At 71.4% G+C, this 23,732-nt stretch carries 21 protein-coding genes and 1 tRNA gene; 8 read left to right on the top strand and 14 right to left on the bottom strand.

Features of this window, described 5'->3' with window-relative positions; genetic code table 11:
- Nucleotides 1–94: 94 nt before the first annotated feature.
- Both ASG48_RS10400 and ASG48_RS10405 read right to left on the bottom strand, forming a co-directional pair.
- A protein-coding gene (locus ASG48_RS10400; RefSeq protein ID WP_156381551.1) for an IS5 family transposase occupies nucleotides 95–864 on the bottom strand; the annotation gives its coding sequence in 2 pieces (ribosomal slippage) (nucleotides 95–549 and nucleotides 549–864; 771 coding nt in all).
- Between the two features lie 103 nt (nucleotides 865–967).
- A tRNA-Gly gene (locus tag ASG48_RS10405) sits at nucleotides 968–1,042 on the bottom strand.
- 423 nt (nucleotides 1,043–1,465) lie between these two features.
- On the opposite strand from ASG48_RS10405, the gene ASG48_RS10410 reads away from it, so the two are divergent.
- Nucleotides 1,466–3,493 carry a methyl-accepting chemotaxis protein gene (locus ASG48_RS10410; protein ID WP_055849073.1) on the top strand — a complete coding sequence of 676 codons (2,028 nt, stop codon included), beginning with the start codon at nucleotides 1,466–1,468 and terminating at the stop codon, nucleotides 3,491–3,493.
- 72 nt (nucleotides 3,494–3,565) lie between these two features.
- Here the strand turns inward: ASG48_RS10410 and ASG48_RS10415 are convergent, their stop codons facing one another.
- From ASG48_RS10415 to ASG48_RS10455, 9 genes are all read right to left on the bottom strand, one after another.
- Nucleotides 3,566–4,825: a hydantoinase/carbamoylase family amidase gene (locus ASG48_RS10415; protein ID WP_055849075.1), complete on the bottom strand. Its 1,260-nt coding sequence runs from the start codon at nucleotides 4,823–4,825 to the stop codon at nucleotides 3,566–3,568.
- Nucleotides 4,822–5,658 carry a BtpA/SgcQ family protein gene (locus ASG48_RS10420; protein ID WP_055849078.1) on the bottom strand — a complete coding sequence of 279 codons (837 nt, stop codon included), beginning with the start codon at nucleotides 5,656–5,658 and terminating at the stop codon, nucleotides 4,822–4,824. The genes ASG48_RS10415 and ASG48_RS10420 overlap by 4 nt, the downstream gene beginning before the upstream one ends.
- On the bottom strand, nucleotides 5,655–6,569 hold the full coding sequence (locus ASG48_RS10425) for a PfkB family carbohydrate kinase (protein WP_055849081.1): 915 nt from the start codon (nucleotides 6,567–6,569) through the stop codon (nucleotides 5,655–5,657). The genes ASG48_RS10420 and ASG48_RS10425 overlap by 4 nt, the downstream gene beginning before the upstream one ends.
- 3 nt (nucleotides 6,570–6,572) lie before the next feature.
- Nucleotides 6,573–7,343, bottom strand: coding sequence for a glutamine amidotransferase (locus tag ASG48_RS10430; protein ID WP_055849083.1), 771 nt, complete (start codon nucleotides 7,341–7,343; stop codon nucleotides 6,573–6,575).
- A gap of 45 nt (nucleotides 7,344–7,388) precedes the next feature.
- Nucleotides 7,389–8,477, bottom strand: a complete 1,089-nt coding sequence (locus ASG48_RS10435; RefSeq protein ID WP_055849085.1) for a phosphotriesterase — start codon at nucleotides 8,475–8,477, stop codon at nucleotides 7,389–7,391.
- Nucleotides 8,478–8,480: 3 nt separating this feature from the next.
- Entirely contained in the window at nucleotides 8,481–9,509 is a 1,029-nt protein-coding gene (locus ASG48_RS10440; protein WP_082529397.1) for an ABC transporter permease, read from the bottom strand.
- Complete coding sequence (locus ASG48_RS10445) at nucleotides 9,506–10,309, bottom strand: ATP-binding cassette domain-containing protein (RefSeq protein WP_055849088.1); 804 nt, start codon at nucleotides 10,307–10,309, stop codon at nucleotides 9,506–9,508. The genes ASG48_RS10440 and ASG48_RS10445 overlap by 4 nt, the downstream gene beginning before the upstream one ends.
- A 106-nt stretch (nucleotides 10,310–10,415) precedes the next feature.
- Nucleotides 10,416–11,360 (bottom strand): substrate-binding domain-containing protein, encoded by a 945-nt coding sequence (locus tag ASG48_RS10450; RefSeq protein WP_055849090.1) that lies wholly within the window; start codon nucleotides 11,358–11,360, stop codon nucleotides 10,416–10,418.
- Between the two features lie 158 nt (nucleotides 11,361–11,518).
- Nucleotides 11,519–12,139 (bottom strand): cupin domain-containing protein, encoded by a 621-nt coding sequence (locus ASG48_RS10455; RefSeq protein ID WP_055849097.1) that lies wholly within the window; start codon nucleotides 12,137–12,139, stop codon nucleotides 11,519–11,521.
- Between the two features lie 239 nt (nucleotides 12,140–12,378).
- Between ASG48_RS10455 and recQ the strand changes: the two genes are divergently transcribed.
- From recQ to ASG48_RS10470, 3 genes are all read left to right on the top strand, one after another.
- Complete coding sequence (recQ, locus tag ASG48_RS10460) at nucleotides 12,379–14,181, top strand: DNA helicase RecQ (RefSeq protein WP_244486867.1); 1,803 nt, start codon at nucleotides 12,379–12,381, stop codon at nucleotides 14,179–14,181.
- Nucleotides 14,182–14,280: 99 nt separating this feature from the next.
- The gene (locus ASG48_RS10465) at nucleotides 14,281–15,024 is read left to right on the top strand and encodes an SDR family oxidoreductase (protein WP_055849103.1); all 744 of its coding nucleotides are present in this window, start codon (nucleotides 14,281–14,283) and stop codon (nucleotides 15,022–15,024) included.
- 130 nt (nucleotides 15,025–15,154) lie between these two features.
- Nucleotides 15,155–15,421, top strand: a complete 267-nt coding sequence (locus ASG48_RS10470) for a hypothetical protein (RefSeq protein WP_055849106.1) — start codon at nucleotides 15,155–15,157, stop codon at nucleotides 15,419–15,421.
- Between the two features lie 37 nt (nucleotides 15,422–15,458).
- Here ASG48_RS10470 and ASG48_RS10475 read toward each other — a convergent pair whose 3' ends face one another.
- Nucleotides 15,459–15,893 carry a pyridoxamine 5'-phosphate oxidase family protein gene (locus ASG48_RS10475; RefSeq protein ID WP_055849109.1) on the bottom strand — a complete coding sequence of 145 codons (435 nt, stop codon included), beginning with the start codon at nucleotides 15,891–15,893 and terminating at the stop codon, nucleotides 15,459–15,461.
- A gap of 169 nt (nucleotides 15,894–16,062) precedes the next feature.
- Between ASG48_RS10475 and ASG48_RS10480 the strand changes: the two genes are divergently transcribed.
- From ASG48_RS10480 to ASG48_RS10495, 4 genes are all read left to right on the top strand, one after another.
- Nucleotides 16,063–16,557, top strand: a complete 495-nt coding sequence (locus ASG48_RS10480) for a DUF427 domain-containing protein (RefSeq protein ID WP_055849111.1) — start codon at nucleotides 16,063–16,065, stop codon at nucleotides 16,555–16,557.
- Between the two features lie 83 nt (nucleotides 16,558–16,640).
- Nucleotides 16,641–17,618 (top strand): phosphotransferase, encoded by a 978-nt coding sequence (locus tag ASG48_RS10485; protein ID WP_055849114.1) that lies wholly within the window; start codon nucleotides 16,641–16,643, stop codon nucleotides 17,616–17,618.
- 146 nt (nucleotides 17,619–17,764) lie between these two features.
- Complete coding sequence (gene gndA / locus ASG48_RS10490) at nucleotides 17,765–19,198, top strand: NADP-dependent phosphogluconate dehydrogenase (protein ID WP_055849117.1); 1,434 nt, start codon at nucleotides 17,765–17,767, stop codon at nucleotides 19,196–19,198.
- 126 nt (nucleotides 19,199–19,324) lie between these two features.
- Entirely contained in the window at nucleotides 19,325–22,531 is a 3,207-nt protein-coding gene (locus tag ASG48_RS10495; RefSeq protein WP_055849120.1) for an adenylate/guanylate cyclase domain-containing protein, read from the top strand.
- Here ASG48_RS10495 and ASG48_RS10500 read toward each other — a convergent pair.
- On the bottom strand, nucleotides 22,480–23,139 hold the full coding sequence (locus tag ASG48_RS10500) for a class I SAM-dependent methyltransferase (protein ID WP_055849122.1): 660 nt from the start codon (nucleotides 23,137–23,139) through the stop codon (nucleotides 22,480–22,482). The two genes, ASG48_RS10495 and ASG48_RS10500, sit on opposite strands and share 52 nt — an antisense overlap.
- Before the next feature lie 4 nt (nucleotides 23,140–23,143).
- Complete coding sequence (locus ASG48_RS10505; RefSeq protein WP_055849125.1) at nucleotides 23,144–23,656, bottom strand: hypothetical protein; 513 nt, start codon at nucleotides 23,654–23,656, stop codon at nucleotides 23,144–23,146.
- Nucleotides 23,657–23,732 lie beyond the last annotated feature (76 nt).

A 23,732-nucleotide genomic window follows, 5' to 3' on the forward strand; every position in this document is an offset into this window, starting at 1 on the left:
GTTCCAAACGTGCGAAGACGAACTCGATTTCCGTATGCGTGTGACGTCACTCCCTGAATTGCAGCCACCGATGGCTAGGGCCTGTTAGGGCCTGTTAGCGCCTGAGCCAATCGAGGGTTGCGGCGAGACGGAGGACTCCGAGGAAGCTGGCGGCGGTCTTCTCGTATTGGGTGGCGACGGCGCGCCATTCCTTCAACTGGGCCCACAGGCGTTCGACCCGATTGCGGTTGTTGTAGATCCAGTCCGGGCAGGCGACGGGGGCCTCGTGGCGCAACGGCGGAATGGCGGGCCGGGCGCCCATGTCCCAGATGTGCTGACGGAAGGCATTACCGGTGTAGCCACGATCTGCCACCACCCATTTGGGCACGCCAGGCATGCGGTCCAGCAACGGAATGGCGTGCGGCAGTTCGTGGGCTTGTCCGGGTGCGAGGCGAAAGGCGATGGCGCGCCCGGCGCCGTCGGCCATCACACAGGCCTTGGTGCCGTAGCCGCCACGAGATCGGCCAAGCGCTTCACAACAGTCTCGCTCTTTCGCAGATCCCCCTTTCGGCTGGCACCTGCTGCCTTCCGATGGGCGCGGATGTTGGTCCCGTCCAGGAACACAATGCCAAGTCGCACGCCGCGCTCCTGAACCAATGACAGCGGCCTCTCCCAGACGCCGAGCCGCGCCCATCGGATGAAGGTTTGCGCTGCCATCCACCAAGGGCCAAACTCAGCCGGTAGCGATCGCCACTTCGCCTCATTCTGGTGACTCCAGAGGATCGCCTCGACGGTTCGCCGAAGGTGCGGGCTCGGAACCTTCGCATGCGGGCGGCACGCTTCGATCAGTGGCTCCAGATCAGACCATTGCTCGTCGCTCAACATCTGCGCGCTTCTCCTCATCGGAAAAGCCAGCGACATAGAGTCGGCTGCAAGCGCTAACAGGCCCCATTAGGCCAGAAAAAATATTAGTTCTGGTGATAAGAATTGGAGCGGGCGAAGGGATTCGAACCCTCGACCCCAACCTTGGCAAGGTTGTGCTCTACCCCTGAGCTACACCCGCCCGCTCCCCGCGGTGCGCCGTGGCGCTGCGGTTGGCGGCTATATGGACCAAGGCCGGAGGCTTTGCAACAGGGAAATTGCGACCCCGTCGCAGATGCGCGAAAGGCCAGGAAAACCGCTGTTTCCCGCCGATCCCGCGATCCGGGGCGGGAAGGCAGGGGCGAATCGGCGGCGTCGGGCGGGCGGCGCGACGGGGAGCGGGTCCACGCCACCGGTTCGCCGTCGCGCGACGGCCCATCGCCCGGCCGGCGCCGGACAGCGCGTTTCTTGACCGGCCCCGGTCGGGACGTTCGCCCCGCCGTCCGGTCTCGAAGCCGCCGAGAAGGGGTCGCCCTTCACTCGTCCCTGAAACTTATCTTACGTAAGACTTATGTTAAACGTTCGCCTGCCTGATGGGTCATCCCTCCATCATCCGGGCACTCTCATGCAACTGACGATCAAGACCAAGCTTGTCGCCTCCTTCGCGGCGGTTCTTCTCATGCTGGGCGGCTCGGGCCTTCTCGGCATCACCAGCCTGTCGCGGACGAACGCCATGATGACGGGTTTCGCCGAGGGCCCCTATGCGCTCTCCGTGATCGGCAGTTCCATCCACGATCGCGTCATGGATATCCGAAGGGCGATGCTGCGCGTCATCCTCGCGAGCGACACGCAGGACGCCGCGCTCGCGAAACAGGACATCGCGGAAAGCTGGAGCACCATCGACGACAATATCGCGAAACTGTCGCTGGAGACGGCCGCGGCCGAGGACGAGGGGCTGGCGGAGCTGAAGGCGGCGGTCGCCGGACTGCGCGCGGCGACGGACGAGACCGTGGCGGTCGCCGAGTTCGCCGATCCGCTGGCCGGCAATCGGGGCATGGACGAGACCAAGCCCGGCTCGGACGCCTTCATCGCCGCGGCGGCGGCCTTGAAGGCCGACATCCTCGCCTCGCCCGGCCCCGACACGCTCGCCGCCCTCTCCCTCCTCGCCGATCTCCAGGTCGAGGTGCTGCGCAGCCGCACCTCCGCCATCGCCTCCGTGGTGCGGACCGATCCGGCCCAGCTGAAGCGGATCGAGGGCGACCTGACGGCCCTCTATGCCAAGGTCGACACGATGTTCGCGCGCCTTGCCGCGACCTCCGCCGGCACGCGCAGCCCGGCTCTCGTGGAGGCCACCAAGACCGCCTGGACCGGGCTTCAGGGCGCCGAGCGCACGCTTCTCGCCTATGGGCTGAACAACTATTTCGGCCGCGCCATGGCTCTGAACGCGGAGCGCTTCGTGCCCAACGCATTGGCCCTGGTGGACCGCGTCGACGCGCTGAACGCGCGCAACGCGACGCTTGCGGCCGGCTATGTCGAAGACGCGCAGGCCGCCTTCGTCTCCACCCGCACGACGCTTCTCGTTCTCGTGGTCGCGGCCGTGGCGCTGGGCGCCCTGGCCGCGCTCCTCCTCTCGCGCTCCATCGTCGCCGGCCTTCGCCGGGCCGTGACCCTGTCGAACGAGATCGGCTCGGGCGACGTGTCGCGGCGGGTCGAGGTGCGGGGCGGCGACGAGATCGCCGTTCTCCTGACGTCGATGAACGCCATGAGCGCCAATCTCTCGGGCATCGTGCAGGACGTGACGCGCTCGGCCGCGCAGGTCGCCGCCGGGTCCGCGCAGTCCTCGGCGACCGCCGAGCAGCTCTCCTCGGGCTCGACCGAGCAGGCCGCGGCCTCCGAAGAAGCGTCCGCCGCGATCGAGGAGATGACGGCGAATGTGCGCCAGAACGCCGACAACGCCACGCAGACCGAGACGATCGCCCGCCAGGCGAGCGTCAGCGCCGAGAAGAGCGGCGCGGCCGTCTCCAAGGCGGTGGAGGCGATGCGCGCCATTTCCGACAAGACGCGCGTCGTGCAGGAGATCGCGCGCCAGACCGACCTTCTGGCGCTGAACGCGGCCATCGAGGCGGCGCGCGCGGGCACGCACGGCAAGGGCTTCGCGGTGGTGGCATCGGAAGTGCGCAAGCTCGCCGAACGCTCCGCCCTCGCCGCTTCCGAGATCGGCACCCTGTCCGGCCAGACGCTCGCGGTCGCCGAGGAGGCGGGCGAGCGGCTGCGCGAGCTCGTGCCGGACATTCGCCGCACGGCCGAGCTCGTCTCCGAGATCTCGGCGGCCTGCCGCGAGCAGTCGGTCGGCATCGAGCAGATCAACCAGGCGATCAACCAGCTCGACCAGGTCACCCAGGCCAATGCCGGGGCGGCCAACGAGATGGCCGCGACCTCCGAGGAACTGTCGGCCCAGGCGAGGCGCCTCGACGAGCGCACCGCCTTCTTCAAGGTCGAGCAGGCGGTCGGCCTGGCGCCCGCCCTCGCCCGGCCGCGCGCCGATGCAGCGCAAGGAGGCGTCGCGCCGGCGCGCGGTCCCGCCAAGGCGTTGCCGCGTCCCGGCATGGATCTCGACCTTGAGGATGGCGGCTTCGAGCGCCTCAGCGCCTGAACCCTGCGGCATGAGACGACGAGGCCCGGCCGTTCGCGCGGCCGGGCCTCGTCGTCTTGCGTCGACCGAAGGTCAGAGCCGCTCGATCGGGGCGGCCAGCCAGCGCAGGGTGGCGGCCATCAGCGCCCGGGCGCCCGCCTCCACGAAACGCGGCTCGACGAACTCGGCCTCGTTGTGGCTGATGCCCTCGCGGCAGGGCACGAAGATCATCGCCGCCGGGGCGCGGCGGGCCAGGAACAGGGCGTCGTGGAAGGCGCCCGAGATCATCCGCCGGGCGGCAAGACCCGCCTCGCCCGCCGCCGCCTCCACGAGATCGGCCATGGCGGGGGGAAAGGCGACGGGCGCCATGTCGAAGACGGTGCGCATCTCGGCCTGACAGCGCGCGTCTCTCGCGGCCGCCTCGATGGCGGTGCGGGCGGCGCGCTCGATGGCGTCGAGCTCGGCGAGCACGGGGTGGCGCAGGTCGAGCGTGAAGGCGACGCGCTCGGGGATGGCGTTGACCGAGCCCGGTTCGGCGCGGATGCGGCCGACGGTGAGGCGCGCCGCCTCGTCCCGCGCCATCACGGTGCCGAGAAGGCTCGAAAGCGCGGCGGCGGCCGCCGCCATCGGATCGCGGCGATAGGCGAGCGGCGTCGTGCCGGCATGGGCGGCCGCGCCCGTCAGCGTCACGTCGAGCCAGCGCGTGCCCTGGATGCCGGTGACGACGCCCACGGGCACGTCCTCGCGCTCCAGCACAGGGCCCTGTTCGATGTGGAGTTCGAGATAGGCGGCGATGGGCGTGCCGAGCGGGCGCCGGGGCACGTGCGGCAGGGCCTGAAGGGTCCGGGCCAGCGCGTCCGCAAGGCTCGTCCCTGCCCCGTCGCGGGCCGCGAGCCAGGCCGGGTCGAGGGCGCCCGCCGCAAAGGCCTGCGAGCCCATGGCGCCGGGCAGGAAGCGGCTGCCCTCCTCGTTGGTCCAGGCCACGAGTTCGACGGCGCGCGGCGTCGGGAGACCCGCGTCCTCCAGGCTCTCCAGGACCTCCAGCGCGCCGAGGACGCCGAGCGCCCCGTCGAACCGGCCGCCCGTCGGCTGCGTGTCGAGATGGCTGCCGAGGAGGAGCGGCGGCAGGGCGTCGTCGCGGCCGCGCCGGCGCAGGAAGAGGTTGGCGGCGCCGTCCTGCTCGACGCGAAAGCCCCGCGCGGCCCCGAGCTGCGCCAGGAGCGCGCGCGCCTCCGCGTCCCCGTCCGTCAGTGCCTGCCGGTCCACCCCGCCGCGCGCCGTCGCGCCGATCCGCGCGAAGGTCTCGAGACGCCGGCCAAGCCGGGCCGCGTCGATCCCCGGCGTGCCGCTCACCGCTTCAGCCCGGCGCAGAACCGCTTCACGCGCGCCGGATCGACCGCGTTCCACCAGACGCCGCCATGCTTGAGCGAGCTCGCCACGATCACGCCGTCGACGATGTCGAGGATGTCGCCGACATTCTCCGCCGTCACGCCGCTACCGACCAGCGTGGGCAGGCCGGCGGCCTCCTTGATCATGCGGATATAGCTCAGATCGGCGGCGTGGCCGGTGCGCTGGCCGGTGGCGATCACCGCGTCGGCGTCGAAGAAGACGAGGTCCTTCACCTGCTCCTCCACCGGCCGGTCGGCGACGATGGCGTGGGCCCCGTGTTTCACGTGGGCGTCGGCGAAGATGCGCACGCCCTTGGCGCGCAGCTGGGCGCGGTAGCGCATGGCGCGCGCCGCCTCCCCTTCCACGAAGCCTTCGTTGGCGACATAGGCGTTGGCCCACTGGTTGACGCGCACGAAGGCCGCGCCCGAGGCGCTGGCGATGGCGAGCGCGGGGACGGCGGCATTGGCGAGGACGTTGATGCCGATCGGCCGGCCGAGTTCGCGGCGGATGCGGTCGGAGACGACGCTCATATGCGCGGCCGTCTCGGGGCCGATCGCATCGGGCTTGGAAAAGGGCACGTCGCCGTGATTCTCGACGATCACGCCGTCGCAGCCGTTCTCGAGATAGGCGCGCGCGTCGTCGAGGCCGCGCTGGTAGATCGCCTCCACCGCCTCGCCGTCGAAGCGCGGGGCGCCGGGCAGCGGCAGGAGATGGACGACGCCGATCACCGCCTTGGCGCGGCCGAAGATCGAGGTGATGGCGTCGCCGGCGGACGGGCCGATGGGTTGGGCGCTCATGGATGGGGTTCCGTCGTCGAGGAGAGGAGGGTGGCGATCTCGGTCGCCGAGGGACAGGAGGCGAGCGTGCCGACGCGCGTCACGGCGATGCCCGCGCCCGCGACCGCGATGCGAAGCGCCGCCTGCGGCGAGCGGCCGAGCGCGAGAAGGCCGGTGAAGAGGCCGCACAGGACGTCGCCCGCCCCGCTCGTGTCGCGTGCCGCGACCGCGCTGGCGGGCACGCGAAGGGTCTCGCCCCCGCCCGTGGCGAGGAGCGCGCCGCCGGCGCCGAGGCTGAGGAGGACGGCGCGGGCACCGCGCCGCAGAAGGCGGCGCACGCTCTCCTCGCGGTCCTCGGCGCCCGACAGGGCGCTGGCCTCGATCGCGTTGACGACGAGCCAGTCGACGGCGTCGAAGCGCCAGGCGTCGCGGTCCTCGAGCGGGCTCGCGTTGAGGACCGTCGTCGCGCCCGCGCCCCGTGCATGGGCGAGGCAGCGCAGCGTCGTCTCCAGCGGCAGGTTGCCCTGCATGAGGAGGACGTCGCCCGCGGCAAGACGGGCCGGCAGGATGCCGGCGGCCAAAGGATCGAAGCCCCGGGCGCGCGCCACGAGGCTGGCGATGGCGTTCTCGCCGGCCGCGTCCACGAGGATGGCCGAGACGTCGCTCGGCCCCTCCATCGCGACGAGCCCGACAAGGTCCAGCCCCTCATCGGCGAGGCGCGCGCGGATGAGCGCGCCCTCCGGATCGGAGCCGATGGCGGCGTGGAACGCCGTCGGCGCGCCGGTGCGGGACGCGGCGACGGCCTGGTTGGCGCCCTTGCCGCCGAGCCCCCGCGCGCCCGAGGCCGCGTTCAGCGTCTCGCCGGCGCGCGGAAGGCGCGCGAGGGCGAATGTCAGGTCGAGGCCGACATTGCCGACGACATGGACGACCATGGCTCAATCCCTGGCGATCGCCCAGGCGAGCATGGCGGAGAAGAGCCTGGCATAGCCCTCCCAGGCGATGAAGGCCTGCGGCAGCCAGTGCGGTCCGACGTCGGAGGTCCAGACGACGGAACGGCCCTTGCCGTAGGTGCCGGTGACGAGGAGCGGCTGGTCGCCGTAGTCGCCGGACACGGTGGCGAGGACCTCGGCGCCCGGCTTCAGCTCGACCTCGTTGTAGCCGAGGAGGACCGGCCATTCCCGGCCCAGCCCTTCGAGGATCGGATGGCTCGGCGCGCCCGTGACATGCGGGCGGAACCCCTCGGGCACCTCGACGCGGTCGTCGAAGCGCAGGCAGGTGACGGGCAGGACATCCTCGACGGGCGTGCGGGCGTAGCGCGCGCCGCCGTTGATCCCCTGGAACGAGTAATAGCCGCCGAACATCAGGAGCGCGCCGCCCTCCTCGACATATTGGCGCAGGAGCTTCAGCCGGTTCGGCGTCGTCTTCGAGTGGATCCAGGTGTCGGGATGCAGGAGCAGCGTGTTGGCGCCGATGTCGGAGAGGATCACCGCCTCGTATTCGCGCAGGCTCTCGATGGTCTGCGGGAAGTCGCGCTGGGCCTGGTGGGCGGGCATGAAGGTGATGTCGAAGGGGCTGTCCTTCAGGGCCGCCAGGAGTTCGTCGGCGCCCTGGTGGTAGGTCACGGTCGGGAACTGGTCGAAGCCCTTGATATGGGTCGCGGTGGAAACCCAGGATTCGCCCGCGAGGAGCACCTTGGATCGGGACATGGGATGGTTCCTTGGAAGAGGCGGGGGTGACGGGGATCGCCCGGATCAGGCCGCGGCGGAGAAGACGGCGCGGGGATTGTCGACCATCATCCGGTCGATGACGGCGCGCTCGACGCCGTGGCGCAGGAGCCGCGGCACGAAATGCCGGAGGATGTAGCCGTAGCCGAAGCCCCCGTAGCGGGTGAGCATCATCTTCAGGAACACGTCCTGCGACAGGAGGAGCTGGCCGGCGAAGCCCCGGTCGACGAGGGCCCGGATGGCGCGCGCGTTCTCCTCGTCGCTCGGCGACTGCGAGTCGGCGTCGGCATAGTAGTAGTCCATGCCGATCATGTCGTATTCCAGGAAGACGCCGCGGCGCGCGAGGCTTTCCTGGTAGGGCAGGTCGTCGTGGCTCGGGTTCATGTGGCACAGGACCGTGTGGGCGAGCGCGGCGCCCTCCCCTTCCACGATGTCGAGCACGTCGTGGGCGAGGCGCTCCCAGCCGGGCAGGTGGATCGAGAGCGGCACGCCGGTGAGTGCGCTCGCCCGCGCCGAGGCGCGCAGCGACTTGCGCTCCTCCTGCGTGAAGTCCTTCGAGACGCCGACCTCGCCGATGATGCCGGGCAGGATTTCCGGCTTCTGCGCGAGGCCGCCGACGTCGTGGACGAGGAATTCGGTCACCGCGTCGACATCCATGGCCTTCAGCCAGTCGGGATGGGTGTGCTCGAGATAGAAGCCCGAGCCCATCACGATCTTCAGCCCGCTCATGCGCGCGATGCGCGCCAGCTTCTCCGGGTCGCGTCCGATGCCGATATTGGTGGGGTCGACCACCGTGTGGCCGCCGAGCGCCTGGAAGATCTTCAACTCGGAGAGCGCGAGGTCCCCGTCGGTCAGCGAGACGTTGTCGCGGTTGAGATAGGGGTTCATCCGCAATTCGCCGATGATGCCCATGTGCACGGGCGCCTCGGCGATGGCGCGCTCGGCCGGGTGGCACGGGCAGGACCAGGATTTCTCCCCGTCGAGGAAGATGTGCTCGTGCATGAGCGTGACGCCCATCTCGGCGACCGGCACGGGGCCGAGCACGGTCATGGCGTGGCCGGTCGCGACGCCGATGCCGTCGGGCGCGCTCCTGCGGGGCTGGAAGTCGAGGGCCATGGGTCAGCGCCTGCGCACGGCGCCGCGGAACAGGCGGAAGTTCAGCCAGATCGCGACGAGGATGATGCAGCCGGTGATGATCGGCGTGAGGAAGGGCGACATATGCGAGAGGATGAGGCCGTTGGCGATGACGGCGACGGTGAGCGCGCCGAGGACGGTGCCGACGAGCGTGCCGCGCCCGCCGAAGAGCGAGGTGCCGCCGAGGACGACCGCCGCGATCACCTCCAGTTCGAAGCCCTGGCCCGAGTTCGAGGAGCCCGAGCCGAGGCGCCCGGCGAGGATGATGCCGGCGAGGGCGGCCGCGAGCGAGGAGATGACATAGACCATCAGCACCGTGCGGCGCGTGTCGACGCCGGCGCGCCGCACCGCTTCGGCATTGGCGCCGATGCCCGTCACGTAGCGCCCGAAGCGCGTCTGGTTGAACACCGTCCAGGCGAGGACGAGGGCGGCGAGCGCGATCCAGGCGGGGATCGGCACGCCAAGGAACCAGCCCCGGCCCATGACGACGAAGGGGCTGTCGGGCGCGATCGGGATCGAGTAGCCGCCGGTGATGAGAAGCGCGAGGCCGCGGATCACGGAGAGGCCGGCAAGCGTGACGATGAAGGCGGGAATGCCCTCGTAGGCAATGAAGAAGCCCTGGACGGCGCCGACGAGGCCGCCGAGAGCCAGCATGGCGAGGATGACGAGCGGCCAGGGAATGCCCGCCTGCAGGAGGGCCGCCGAGAGCGCGCAGACCAGCGCCAGGACGGAGCCGACCGACAGATCGATGCCGCCGGTGGTGATGACGAAAGTCATGGCCGCCGCCACGATGAGGAGCGGCGCGGACTGGCGCACGATGTTGAGGAGGTTCGGCGAGGAGAGGAAGGCGTCGGTCGAGAGCGTGAAGAAGACGCAGACCAGCGCGAAGAAGATCGCGATGGAGGCGACGCTGCCATTGGCGACGAAGCGGTCGCGCAGCGTCGCCTGGCGCACGCGGGCGCTGGCGGCGGGGGCGTGGAGCGAGGCCTGCGCGGAGCCTGTGGCCTGGATCATGACAGGGGGGCTCCCGTGGATGGGCCGCGATGGCCGGCCGAGCGGGCCTGGAACTTGCGCCCGACGATGAGGTTGACGACGTCCTCGATCGAGGTGTCCTCGATGCGCCGCTCGGCGACGTTGCGGCCCTCGTACATGACCTGGATGCGGTCGCAGACGAGGAAGAGGTCCTGCAGGCGGTGGGTGATGAGGATGACGCTGACGCCGCGCGCCGAGACGGTGCGGATGAGCTCCAGCACCGCCTCCACCTCGGCGACGGCGAGCGCCGCCGTCGGCTCGTCCATGATGAGCACCTTGGGCGCGAAGGAGGCCGCGCGGCCGATGGCGATGGACTGGCGCTGGCCGCCCGAGAGGTTCTCGACCTTCAGGCGCGTGTCGGCGATGACGATGCCGAGCGCCTCCAGCATGGCCCGCGCCTCCTCGTGCATGCGGCGCTTGTCGAGGAAGGAGAGGCCGGCGAGGCGCCGGCGCGGTTCGCGGCCGAGGAAGATGTTGCCGGCGACGTCCACCGTGTCGCAGAGCGACAGGTCCTGGTAGACCATCTCGACCCTCTCGGCGCGCGCATCGGCGGGCGAGGCGAAGGAGACGGCGCGCCCGTCGATCTCGATCGTGCCGGAATCGGGCACGACGGCCCCGGACAGGACCTTCGAGAGCGTCGACTTGCCTGCGCCGTTGTCGCCGACGAGGCCGAGCACCTCGCCCGGCGCCAGATGCAGCGTCACGTCGTCGAGCGTCTGGATCGGGCCGTAGCGCTTGCAGATTCCGGTCATCCGGACGCGGTCCGGCACGGCTTCGGTCATCGGGGAGAACTCCGTCTGGAAAGGACCCGTGCAGCCCGGCCCCGCTTCCGGGGACCGGGCTGCACGGACCGCCGCGACCCGGTGGGCGACCCGGGCGCGAAGCGACCTATTTGAACATCGGCCGGAACTGGTCGACATTCTCCTTGGTGACGATCGTCACGGGCACGTTGATGATCGGCTCGACGCTCTCGCCCTTCTTCAGCTTGACGAGCGCCTCCACGGCGGCCTTGCCCTCGCCGGCCGGATCCTGCTGCACGACGGCGGCCACCCAGCCCTCGTCGATGCCCTTGACGGCCTGCGCCGTCAGGTCCCAGCCGAAGACCTTCACGTCGCCCTGGCGGCCCTGGCTCTCGACGGCCGAGACCGCGCCGATGAGCGCCGGCTCGCCGGTGGCGTAGAGCGTTTTCATCGCGGGATTGGCGGTCATCAGGTTCTCGGCGGCGCCGAGCGCCACGTCCTGCACGTTCTGCCCGTCCACCGTGTCGAGGAACTCGACCTTCACGCCGCTCTCGGTCACCGCCTTCTTGAAGCCGTCGAGACGCTGGTTCTGGATGAAGGAATTGAGCGCGCCCACGACCCCGACGGTCGCCTCGCCGCCCATCTGCGCCTTGACGTAGTCGGCGTAGAACTTGCCGATCTCGGCGCCGGCCGCCGCGTTGTCGACGCCGATGAAGGAGACGTTGTCGCCGTCCGGGATCTGCGCGTCGATCGCCACGACCGGGATGCCGGCGGCCTTGGCCTCGGTGATCGCCGGCTTCACGCCGTTGACGTCGATCGCCACGAGAATGATGCCGTCGACCTTCTGGGTGACGTAGGTCTCGATCGCCGAGTTCTGGGCGGAGGGCACGTTGTTGGCGTCGAAGATCACGAGATCGGCGCCGGCGGCCTTGGCCGCCGCCTTCGCGCCGTCGTTGATCTGGTTGAAGAAGAGGGCCTGGCTGTTGATCGTGACGAGCGCGTAGGTGTCGGCGCTGGCCGGCGCCGCGGCGCCGAGGGCGAGGGAAAGGGCGGCGGTGGCGATACCGCCGGCGAGAAGCTTGGTCAGGCGCATGTCCGGTTCCCCTTGATCGAACGGCCCGTCATGGACCGAGCCGCGTTACGGCGCGAGGGGAGAATTCAAGAAACTTGAATTCCTGTCAAGCCATTTGCATGCCGCGGCGCCACATCGCGAACCTGCCTCTTCCGGCGGCAGTTTCCCGGCCTCGATGCCTAGAAGGTGGGCGGGGTGTTCACCCAGAAGATGCTCGCCGGAACCGTGCCGACATTGCGGTAGTGATGGGGCAGTTCGGAGCGGAAGGCGAAGCTGTCGCCGGGGCCGAGCCGGAAGGCGCGCTCGTCGACCGAAAGCTCCACCTCGCCCGCGATGACGTAGCCGACCTCCTCGCCCGAATGCTGGATCGGCCCCGCGCTCGTGCCGCCCGGTCCGATATGATGGATGTTGCACTGGAGAAGATGGCCGGCCGAATAGGGAATGACGCGCTCCAGCGCGATCCCCTCGCCCTGGCGCAGCGGGTCGAGCGCGATGAGCGGGCGCGCGCCGGCCCGGAAGACGATGCCCTCCTCCCCGTCCACCTCCTCGAACATCCAGCCGATATTGGTGCCGAGCACCTCCACCAGCCGGTGCAGCATGGGCAGCGAGGGCGAGGCCTTGCCGTTCTCGATCTTGGACAGGAGGCTCTCGGAGCAGTTGGCCGCGACCGCCACGGCCTTCAGCGTCATGCCCCGCGTCTGGCGCGCGAGCTTCAGCCGCACGCCGAGACGCAGGGGCGCCGAATTGAGACGCTCGCCGTCGAGGGCCGAGGGGTCGTCGCGGGAGGGCAGGCTGTTCATGCGCGTCGTCCACGTTCTTGAACGCTATTCAAGACCGTGTCGGCCGGCCGATGTCCAGCGCCGCGGCTGAATCCTGCGTCTTTCCCCACGCCTTTTGCCACTCCCGCGTGCAGGAGACGGGGCCGCGAGCGCGTGCGGCAAGGCGCCGCCGCGCGAGACGGGCGTTGACGGGCGGCCCCGCCCTCCCCTACTTCCCGCCCTTCCGGTCCCGCTGCGGGACCTGCGAGCGAGGCCGAGGCTTGAAGGATCCACGCGACGTCCTCCACGCGGTGTTCGGCCATTCGGCCTTCCGCGGGCTGCAGGAGGAGGTGGTGCGCCACGTCACGCAAGGGGGCGACGCGGTCGTGCTCTTCCCGACGGGCGCGGGCAAGTCGGTCTGCTACCAGGTGCCGGCGCTGTGCCGCGAGGGCGTGGCCATCGTCGTCTCGCCGCTGATCGCGCTGATGCGCGACCAGGTGGAGGCGCTGCGCCAGGCCGGCGTCTCGGCGGCCGCGCTGAACTCCACCGTCTCGGCCGAGGAGGCGGGCGACATCCGCCGCCAGATCTCGGCCGGCACGCTCGATCTCCTCTATGTCGCGCCCGAGCGCGTCTCCACGCCCTCCTTCCGCCGGCTCCTGGAAGGCGCGCGCGTGGCGCTCATCGCCATCGACGAGGCCCATTGCGTCAGCCAGTGGGGCCACGACTTCCGGCCCGACTACCGCGAGCTCGCCGAGCTCGGCGCCCGCTTTCCCGGCGTGCCGCGCATCGCGCTGACGGCGACCGCCGACGCGGTGACCAAGGCCGACATCATCGAGCGCCTGGAGCTGCAGGAGGCGCGGCTCTTCTCCACGAGCTTCGACCGGCCCAACATCGCCTACGCGATCGTCGAGCGCGACAATGCCCGCCAGCAGCTCCTGCGCTTCCTGAAGACGCACGAGGGCGAGAGCGGCATCGTCTACTGCCTGTCGCGCGCCAAAGTGGAGGAGACCGCGCGCTGGCTCGCCGGCGAAGGCCTGCCGGCCCTGCCCTACCATGCCGGCATGGACGCGGCGCTGCGCCACGCCCACCAGGACGCCTTCCTGAAGGACGAGCAGTGCTGCCTCGTCGCCACCACCGCCTTCGGCATGGGCATCGACAAGCCCGACGTGCGCTACGTCGCCCATCTCGACCTGCCCTCCTCGATCGAGGCCTACTACCAGGAGACCGGCCGCGCCGGGCGCGACGGCCAGCCTTCCGACGCCTGGATGAGCTACGGCGTCGCCGACGTCGTGCAGCGCCGGCGCATGATCGACGAGGGCAACGCGCCCGAGGAAGTCAAGCGCGTGGAGCGCGCCAAGCTGACGGCGCTGCTCGGCCTCTGCGAGACGACGGACTGCCGGCGCCGCGCGATCCTCTCCTATTTCGGCGAGACGCTGCCCGCCCCTTGCGGCAACTGCGACACCTGCCGCTCGCCCGTCGACAGCTGGGACGGAACGGAGGCCGCCATCAAGGCCATGGCCGCCGTCTACCGCACCGGCGAGCGCTTCGGCACCGGCCATCTCATCGACGTGCTTCTCGGCAAGGAGACCGAGAAGGTGAAGCGCTTCGGCCACGAGGGCCAGCCGGTCTTCGGACAGGGCAAGGATCTCGACGCGCGCGTCTGGCAGTCGGTGTTCCGCCAGCTCCTCGCCTCCGGCCTCGTCGTCGTCAACCACGACGCGCACGGGGCGCTGGCGCTCGGCGAGGGCGCGCGCGCCGTGTTCCGCAAGGAGCGCACGGTGATGCTGCGCCGCGACCGCCCGCGCCGGGCGACCGAGGCCCGCGGGCAGCGCGCGCCCGTGGCGGCGGACCTGCCCGAGGACGCCTTCGTCACCTTCCAGGCCCTTCGCGCCGAGCGGATGCGCCTCGCCAAGGCGCAAGGGGTGCCGCCCTACATCGTCTTCGGCGACGCGACCCTGAAGGCCATGGCGCTGGAGCAGCCCTCGACCTTGAAGGAGATGGCCGCCCTGCCCGGCATCGGCGAGGCCAAGCTCGAGCGCTACGGCGCGGCCTTCCTCTCGGTGCTGCGGCAGGCCGAGGGCTGACGCGGCGCCGAAGGGTCGCAAAAGGGCTTTCGCGAAGGCCCCCGGCCTGCTCTACCTCGGCGCGGGATCATCGACCGGAACCGGGAGGATACGAGAACCATGGCGGATCGGCTGAAGGGCAAGCGCGCGATCGTGACGGCGGCGGGCCAGGGCATCGGGGCGGCGGCGGCGCTGGCCTTCGCCCGCGAGGGCGCGCAGGTCGTGGCGACCGACATCAACGAGACGGCGCTGGAAAGCCTCGCGGGCACGCCCGGCATCGTCACCGCGCGCCTCGACGTCTGCGATCCCGAGGCGATCCTCGCCTTCGCGGCCGCGCAGGAGGCCCCTTCCATCCTCTTCAACTGCGCCGGCTTCGTGCATCACGGCACGATCCTCGACTGCACCGAGGAGGATTTCGAGTTCTCCGTCACCCTCAACATGCGCTCCATGTACCGCATGAGCCGCGCCTTCCTGCCCGCCATGATCGAGACCGGCGGCGGCTCGATCGTCAACATGGCCTCGGTCGTCTCCTCCACCATCGCCGCGCCCAACCGCTTCGTCTACGGCGCGACCAAGGCGGGCGTGATCGGCCTCACCAAGGCGATCGCGGCCGACTTCATCACCAAGGGCATCCGCGCCAACGCCATCTGCCCCGGCACGATCGAGAGCCCCTCGCTGCAGGGCCGCATGCGCGCGCTCGGCGACTACGACGCGGCGCGCGCCTCCTTCATCGCCCGCCAGCCGATGGGCCGCCTCGGCACCGCGGAGGAGGTGGCCAACCTCGCCGTGTTCCTGGCCAGCGACGAATCCAGCCTGATGACGGGCCAGGCGGTGGGCGTGGACGGCGGCTGGTCGAACACCTGACCGGCTGGGGCGGGAAGAGGAAATGGGCCGCCGCCGCACGGCGCGGCGGTTCCCCTTCCCCGATCGTTCGCCATCCCGCCCGGCGCAAGGTCGCTCTGGCATGGAGACGCGTTCAATTCAGGAGCGTCCCATGGCCCTCAACGCCTCGTCAGACTTCTTCGTCACCACGCGGTTCCGCACCGTCGGCTATGCCGGCGCGGGCCTCTTCACGCTCGCCCCGCCGGCCTTCCTCTACGAAGCCTATCTGATGTTCTACACGACGGCCGTCGAGGAGAACCCGATGATCGGCTGGTTCATGGCGCTCGCCCTCGTCCTCTCCTTCGCCAGCGTGCCGATGATGCTGGTCGGCCGCCGCCGCCGCTACTCGGCCTCGCCGACGACGGCCCTGCCGGGCTGAGTCCCCGCCAGGACCGCCGCAGCGATCGCCGAAAGGCTCAGAGGGCGATCTCGCCCTCGTCGCGGCCGTTCCAGTAGTGGATGCGGCCGGCATGCACCTTCACGAGCACGATTCCGGGCGTGTCGATGCCCTTGTCGAACCAGTAGTCGAGATCCTTCGTCCAGTGCGCCTCGAAGGCGGCCTTGTCGCGGATCAGCTCGGCCGTCCCCTCCACGGCGATGAACATCGGCGGCTTGCCGAGAAGCCCCGCCTTGCCCTGGAAGGACAGGCCCACCTTCGGATCGCGCTCGATATCGGCGACGGTGCGCGCCGCCTCGTAGGTGAAGAAGAAGCTGTCGCCGTCATACGCCACGTCGCCATTGTTGCTCATCGGGCGGGCCGCGATGGCGCCGCCCTCGGTGCGGGTGCTGAGCATGGCGAAGTCGATGTCGGCCATCGCCTTGGAGATGTCGGAAAGGGTGAGCTGCGTCATGGGGCGTCTCCGTGTGGTGGGTCGTCTCGGCTAACGCGCGAGCGGACCCTTGCGGTCCCGTCAGGCCCCGCCATCTCGTCGCAGCGCCCGCGCCGCCCGTTGCCGCGGCGGGCCGCAGGCACCATCCTTCGGCACGGCCCCGACCGGGGCGTGGCAGGGAGCCAGGCGCATGCAGGTGAAACCGGACCCCGTCGCCCCCGGACAGGAAAGCGTCTGGGACTATCCGCGACCGGCCGTCGCGATGCCGACGTCCCGGCGCCTCGAGATCGTCCATCGCGGCGTCACGCTCGCCGCGACGAACCGGGGCATGCGCACGCTCGAGACGAGCCATCCGCCGACTTACTATTTCCCGCCGTGCGACGTTGCGCCGGGGGCCCTCACGCCCAACGCGCGACGCTCGATCTGCGAGTGGAAGGGCGCGGCCCGCTATTTCGACGTCCATGTCGCCGGCGAGACGTTCCGCGACGCCGCCTGGAGCTATCCGGATCCGACGCCCGGCTTCGCCGCGCTGACGGATTTCGTCGCCTTCTATCCCCGGCTCTTCGACGGCTGTTTCGTGGATGGCGAGCGCGCCGAGCCGCAGGCGGGCGGGTTCTACGGCGGCTGGATCACGCGCGATCTCGCCGGCCCCTTCAAGGGCGGTCCCGGCACGATGGGCTGGTAGGACCGGCTCCTTCCATCAGGGCGCCTTGCGGATCGTCCGGGATTTGTGCTGCAAGCCCGGCCTGACACGCGGGGAGGACGCCCATGCTCTACGAGGACGGCCTCATCGGCCAGCTGCAGGCGGGGCTGCAGGGCGTCCTGCCGGCCTGGGGCCTTGCCCCGGACACGGCGCTGCAGCGCCTCGTCGTCTCGGAAAACGCCACCTTCCTCGCCCGGCCCGCGGGCGGGCCGCCCCTCGTCCTTCGCGTCCACAGGCCGGGCTATCACGACGAGGCCGAGATCCTGTCGGAGCTCGCCTGGATCGAGGCGCTGCGCGCGGCGGGCGCCGTCGAGACGCCGCGGCCGCTGCGAACGCCGTCCGGCGCGCCGATCGTCTCCTTCACGGCCGGCGGGATGCCGCGCCACGCGGTCGCCTTCGAGCACATGAGCGGGCGCGAGCCGGATGCCGGCGTCGATCGCCTCGCCTGGCACCGGCAACTCGGCACGATCGCCGCGCGCCTCCATGCCCATGCCAAGGCCTGGCGCCGCCCGCCGGGCTTCGCGCGCAAGCGCTGGACCTTCGAGACGATCGCGGGCGGCGGGGCCCTCTGGGGCGACTGGCGCGAGGCGCCCGGGCTCGACCCCGCCGGCCGAGCGCTCCTGGAGGCGCTGCATCTCCGGCTCGAGGCCGAATGCGCCGCGTTCGGAACGGCGCCGGACCGGTTCGGCCTCGTCCACTGCGACATGCGCGCCGCCAACCTTCTCCTCGACGGCCCGCGACTCGGCGTCATCGACTTCGACGATTGCGGCTTCTCGTGGTTCGGCTACGACTTCGCCGGCTCCGTCTCCTTCATCGAGGACGATCCGCTCGTGCCGGACCTCAGGGCCGCCTGGCTGGACGGCTATCGCAGCCTCGCGCCCTTCCCGCCCGAGCAGGAGGCCGCCCTGCCGATGCTGGTGATGCTGCGCCGCCTGCAGCTGACCGCCTGGATCGCCTCGCATGCCGAGACGCCGACCGCGCAGGCCCTCGGACCGGCCTTCGCGCAGGGCACGGTGGCCCTCGCGACGGCCTATCTGGCATAACCCGACCGACCGCACCCGGCCCGAACGATGCTTGCGTGACACTACGCACTTGCGAAGTGCTGCCATCTCGGTGAAAGCAGTATGAAATAAATACGAACAGTTGAAGAATGTTGCCGACCGAACGGACAAACGGGGAGACGGACCGGATGAGCGAAGCGGTAGCCGATATCGGCGTGCTGGGGCTTGGCACGATGGGCGGCATGCTCGCCCTCAATCTGGCCGAGAAAGGGTTCGCGACGGCCCTTCACAACCGCACGGCCGAAAAGGCCCGGCGCCTCGTCGCCGACAATCCGGCCCTCGCCGCCCGGCTCCACCCCTCGACCTCGCTGCACGATTTCGTGGCGCGCCTGAAGGCGCCGCGCCTCGTCCTCCTGATGGTCGAGGCCGGGCCGCCCGTCGACGAGCAGATCGCCGCGCTGATGCCGCTCCTCTCGCAGGGCGACATCCTGATCGACGCCGGCAACGCCGATTTCAACGACACGGTCCGCAGGTCCCGCGCGATCGAGGGAACGGGGCTGCGCTTCGTGGGAATGGGCGTTTCCGGCGGCGCCTCCGGGGCGCGGCACGGCCCCTCGATCATGGTCGGCGGCGAGGACGACGTCTGGCGGCGCCTGCAGCCGGTCCTGGAGGCGATCGCCGCGCGCTACGAGGGCGAGCCCTGCGTCGCCCGGCTCGGGCCCGACGGCGCCGGGCACTTCGTCAAGACGATCCACAACGGCATCGAATATGCCGACATGCAGATGATCGCCGAGATCTACGGCATCCTGCGCGACGGGGCGCAGCTGGAGCCGGGCGAGATGGCCGCCGTCTTCGCCGACTGGAACACGCGCGGCCTCTCCTCCTATCTCGTCGAGATCACCGCCGCCGTGCTCGCCGAACGCGATCCCGACACGGGGCGCCCGCTCGTCGACCTCATCGTCGACGAGGCCGGTCAGAAGGGCACGGGGCGCTGGTCGGTGATCGAGGCGCAGAAGCTCGGCATCGGGGCCACCACGCTGGAGGCGGCCGTCTCGGCGCGCGGCCTCTCCTCGCGCCGCGCCGAGCGCGAGGCGGCCAGCCGCGTCTATGCCGGCATCGGCGCCAAGGATCCCGACGGCGCCTTCCCGGTGACGCCGGCCGGGCTGCGCGAACTGGAATCGGCGCTCCAGACCGCCAAGATCATCGCCTATGCGCAGGGTTACGCCGTGATGGCGGCGGCCTCGGAAGAGTTCGGCTGGGCCCTGCCGCTGCGCGACATCGCCCGCATCTGGCGCGCCGGCTGCATCATCCGCTCGGTCTTCCTCGACGACATCGCCCGCGCCTTCGAGGCGGGGGACGGCGTCGTCAACCTGCTGCAGGCGCCGAGCCTGGCGGCGCGCGTGGCCGAGGGCGAGGGGGCGCTGCGCCGCATCGTCTCGAAGGCCGCCCTGGCCGGTCTTCCCGTGCCGGCCCTCGCCGCCGCCCTGTCCTATTTCGACGACTACCGCCGCGTGCGCGGCACGGCCAATCTCGTCCAGGGCCAGCGCGACTTCTTCGGCGCCCACACGTTCCAGCGCTTCGACCGGCCGGGCCGCCACCACCACGCCTGGGCGGGCGGCTGAGGACGGCCGCCGCGCAAGACCGACGGCGCAGGCGAGCCCTGGCGGGTCGCCGCGGTTGATTGACAGGGGGCCGGTCCGCGCGCAGGGTCCGGCCCCCCGGCATCCTCGTCCGCGAGGCGATCCCGCATGCGATGCGCCAGCTGCCACACGGAAAGCGCGGACGGCCTCGCGGCCTGCCCCGGCTGCGGCGCGGCCCTCCTTCTCGCCTGCCCGGACTGCGCGGGCGTCTCGCCCGCCACCGCCGCCTTCTGCAGCGCCTGCGGCGCCCGCCTGCGCGAGCCTGCGCCGCGCGCCGCGTCGCCTCGCGCCGGCGAACTCAAGCAGACGACGATCCTCTTCTGCGACATCGTCTCCTCCACCGCCGAAATCTCCGCGCTCGATCCGGAGGAGGCGATGGAGCGGCTGCAGCCGGCGCTCTCGGCGATGGCCCGGGCGGTGGAGCGCTTCGACGGCACGATCGTGCGCACGATGGGCGACGGGCTCTTCGCCCTCTTCGGCGCGCCCTTCGCGCAGGAGGGCCACGCCATCCTCGCCTGCCGGGCGGCTCTCGCCCTGCAGGCGGCCTTTCCCCCGACGCCCGGCGGCCTCAGGCTGCGCATCGGCCTGCATACCGGCGAGGTCGTGTTCGGCCGTCGCCCCCTGAACGCCGACGCCCCGCCGGACGCGCACGGGATCGCGATCCATCTGGCGAGCCGGCTCCAGAGGCTGGCCGAACCGGGGATGACGGTGCTCTCGGCCGCCTGCGAGGCGCTCGCGCGGCGCCATGTCGAGAGCGTGCCGCTCGGCGCCCGCCGCCTCAAGGGCATCGCGGAGCCGGTCGAGATCTTCCGGCTCGACGGGCTGCGCGGCGCCGAGGCGGACCGGCCCGCGCAGGCCCGCGCCGCCACGCCCCTGCGCGGGCGGCACGAGGAGCTCGCCCGCCTTCAGGCGATGCTGATCGGCGCGGAGGGCGGCAAGGCCCGCGTCGTCGGCATCGCCGGACCGGCCGGCACCGGCAAGAGCCGCCTGTGCGCGGAGGTCTCGCGCTGGTGCGCCGAGCGCGGCGTTTCCGTCTTTGAGGCGCGCTCGCAGGCCTTTGGCCACGCCACGCCCTTTCAGCTGGCGCTCGATCTCCTGCGCCGGCTCCTCGGCCTTTCGCGCGGCGACGAAGAGGCCTTGGCGCGGCGCCGGATCGCCGAGCGCCTCGGGCGGATCGGACCGACCTTCGAGGCCGACTGCTCGCTGCTTGGGGAGTTCCTGGGCTATCCCGCCGCCGAAAGCTGGCAATGGCTGAACGCGGCCGCCCGCCACCAGCGCCTCCTCGAGATCACCCGGCACCTCGTCGCCGAGACCGGACGCTCGCCGGCCCTCCTCGTCCTGGAGGATCTGCACTGGGCGGATGCGGCCAGCCGCGACTTCGTGGCCGCCGCGGCACAGGCCGTGCGCCACACCCGCTGCCTCCTCGTCCTCGCCTATCGCGACGGCCATGCCGAGGACGTCATGCGGCTGGAGCACTTCACCGCCATGCCTCTTGCGGACATGGCGCCGGACGCGACGGAGGCGATGGCGCGCGATCTCGTCGGCCCCGCTCCCGATCTCGAGGACGTGCGCCGCCTCGTCGCCGGGCGCAGCGGCGGCAACCCGTTCTTCGTCGAGGAACTGGTGCGCTCGATGGTGGCGAACGGCGTCCTCGTCGGCGCGCTGGGAGCCTATCGGCGGGGCGCGGCGCCGCTCGAGCGCATCCTGCCCATGCCGGTGCAGGACGTGATCGCCTCGCGCATCGACCAGCTGCCGCAGGACGATCGCCACTTGCTGCAGCTCCTGTCCGTCGCGGGCAGCGACGTGTCGCTGCCCCTCCTGCGCGAGATCGGCGGCGCGGGCGCCGCCCCCCTCGAACCGGGTCTCGGGCGGCTCTGCGAGGCGGGTCTCCTGCGGCGGATCGAGAACACGCGCGGGGCCTGCTACGCCTTCGGTCATCCGCTCATCCGGGACGTCGCCTACCGCACGCTCCTCAAGGCGCGCCGGGCGGCCCTGCACGAGGCGAGCGCGGAGGCGATCGAGCGGCTCGACGCCGAGCGCCTCGACGAGGCCGCCGCCCTTCTCGCCTACCACCGCGAGGCGGCGGGCCAGCCGCTGCGCGCGGCCGGATTCGAGGCCCGCGCGGCGCGCTGGGTCGGCACGACGAGCGCGGGCGCGGCCATCGCCCACTGGCGGCGCGTGCGCGATCTCCTGGCGCGCGCCCCGCCCTCGCCCGAGGCCGACGACCTGCGCATCCTGGCGAGCGCCCAAATCGCTTGGCTCGGCTGGCGCGAGGGCCTGACGGCGCAGGAGGCGCGGCCCTATCTGGAGGAGGCGCTCGTGCTGGCGCGTCAGGGCGACGGCGCCATGGTGCCGCTCCTCCTCTTCGCGCAGGCCCGGCTGATCGGCGCCGGCGGCGGGGCGGCCGACGACTACGCCGCCCGCATCCGCCACGCGCTCGATCTGGTGCCGCCCGGCGGCCACGGCGAGCGGCGCGCGACGCTGAGCGCCGGCCTGTGCCAGGCCTATGGCTGGGGCGGGCTCCTGCGCGAGGCGCTGGCGGCCGCGGACGCGGCGCTCGCCGAGCGCCCCTTCCTCGACCGCTTCGACCGCGACTTCCTCGGCTACAGCGTCGAGCACTGGGTGGTGAGCCTGCGCGGGCGCATCCTCGTCCATCTCGCCCGATTCGAGGAGGCGCAGGCCAGTTTCGACGAGATGCTGGCGCTGGAGCCGAGCCTCGTCGACCCGACCGTGCGCTTCATCTCCCATCTCGGCACGCTCGACATCGCCTGGTGCCGGGGCGACGGCGACCTCGCGCGGCGCCATGCGCGGCGCATCGGCGAGCTCGCCGCCCGCCACGGCAGCCCCTATCTGCAGGTCTTCCGCCTCGCCTGCTCGGGCACGGCCCACACGATAAGCGGGAACTTCGAGGCCGGCGCGCGCGACTTCGAGGCCGCCCTCGCCTTCTCGCGCTCGGCGAAGGCCGCGCTCGACCACGAGGCGGACATGCTGGCCGGGCTGGCCGAATGCCACCTCGCCGCCGGCGATGCGACGCAGGCTGCCGCCTTCGCCGAGGAGGCCGCCCGCACCGCCCTGCGGCTCGACGCGCGCATCCCCGAGCTTCGCGCCCGCATCGTGGCGGCGCGCGCCGCGCGGGCGCAAGGGGACGGCGAGACGGGGGCCCGCGCCCTGCGCCGCGCCGCCGCGCTTCTGGAACGCACGGGCGCTCTCGCCTTCCGGCCGATCCTCGCGGCCGCGCGGCGGGAGGCGGACGGCCTTGCGCCTCAGCGCCCGCCGATGCGCCGCACGAGGAGCGTGAACTCGCGCAGCCCGTAGCCCGTGACGACCTCCACCGCGCCCCCGAGCCCGTCGCGGCAGAAGGCGAGCCAGCGCTCGGGCCGGGTGCGGTAGAGGCCGGGACGAGGCGCGATGGCGGGGTGGGCGGCGAGGAAGTTCACGGAGAAGCCGCGCCGGCTCGTCGCCGAAAGCCGCACCAGCATGCGCCCGACATGGCCTTCCCAGACCGGCTCCGGACAGTCGAGGCAGACGTTGAAGATGCCGCTCGCCACCCCGAAGTCGGCTTGGCGCGGGCTGTCCTCGCCGCAGGCGAAGGCGATGTCCGCCCGCCCACGAAAGGCCCGCCGCCCCCGCGCCACCATGGCGGGCGCGGCGTCGATGCCGAGATAGTCGATGCAGCGCCCGGGATGGCGCCCGTCGAGAAAGCTCGCGAGCGCGCCGTAGCCGCAGCCCAGGTCGTTGAGGCTGAAGCCCGTCTGCCCGTCGCACACGTTCAGGAGCTGCACGAAGCGCAGTTCCTGCGAGGGCACGCAGGTCCAGTCCACCCCGAGCGGCGTCGCGCCGTGGCGCTTCAGGCGCCGGCCGTAATAGGCCGCGACGGGCGAGAGGATCGCCCCGACCTCGGCGCCCCCGGACGGAACCGGCACGGGCCTAGCCGCCCGACCTCTTCTCGCGCGGCCGCATCGGCAGGGAGACGGTGAGATAGTCCTCGTCGATGAAGACGACCGCGCGCCGCTCCTGGCCGATGAGGACGAGGCGCTGCGTCGCGTCGGACGAATCGTGGGCGCCGAACAGGATCGGAAGCGCGCGACCGTTTTCGAGATTGTCGACGATCGCCTCGACGATGGCCGCGTCGCCGTCGAGCCCGCCCCGGTTGGACGGATAGGATGTCAGGTCCTCGAGCAGCCTGTACCACCGGTTGCGCGCCCGCGGACTCCAGAACCCGCCGAGATTCATGATCGCCGCGCTCTCCCGGAAGCTGCGGCCCTTCTGGAAGATCGCGAACTCGCGCTGCAGCGCCACCATCTCCTCGACGCCGCCGAAATTCTCGTCGATCAAGAGCTCCGCATTCGGCGCCGGCGGCAGCCGCGGCGCGAAGCGCAGGTTCAGGAATTCGAACAGCGAGCCGATGAGGATGTCGTCGTCGCCCATGAACTTGCCCATTGCCGTCCCCTCCAGGCGATGCTTCGCCGCGCCGGCGGCCCCGGGGGAGCCGTGCCTGCGGGCCGGAGTCTAGGCG

Origin of the sequence: Aurantimonas sp. Leaf443 (genome assembly GCF_001425575.1) — a bacterium.
GTDB lineage: Bacteria > Pseudomonadota > Alphaproteobacteria > Rhizobiales > Rhizobiaceae > Leaf443.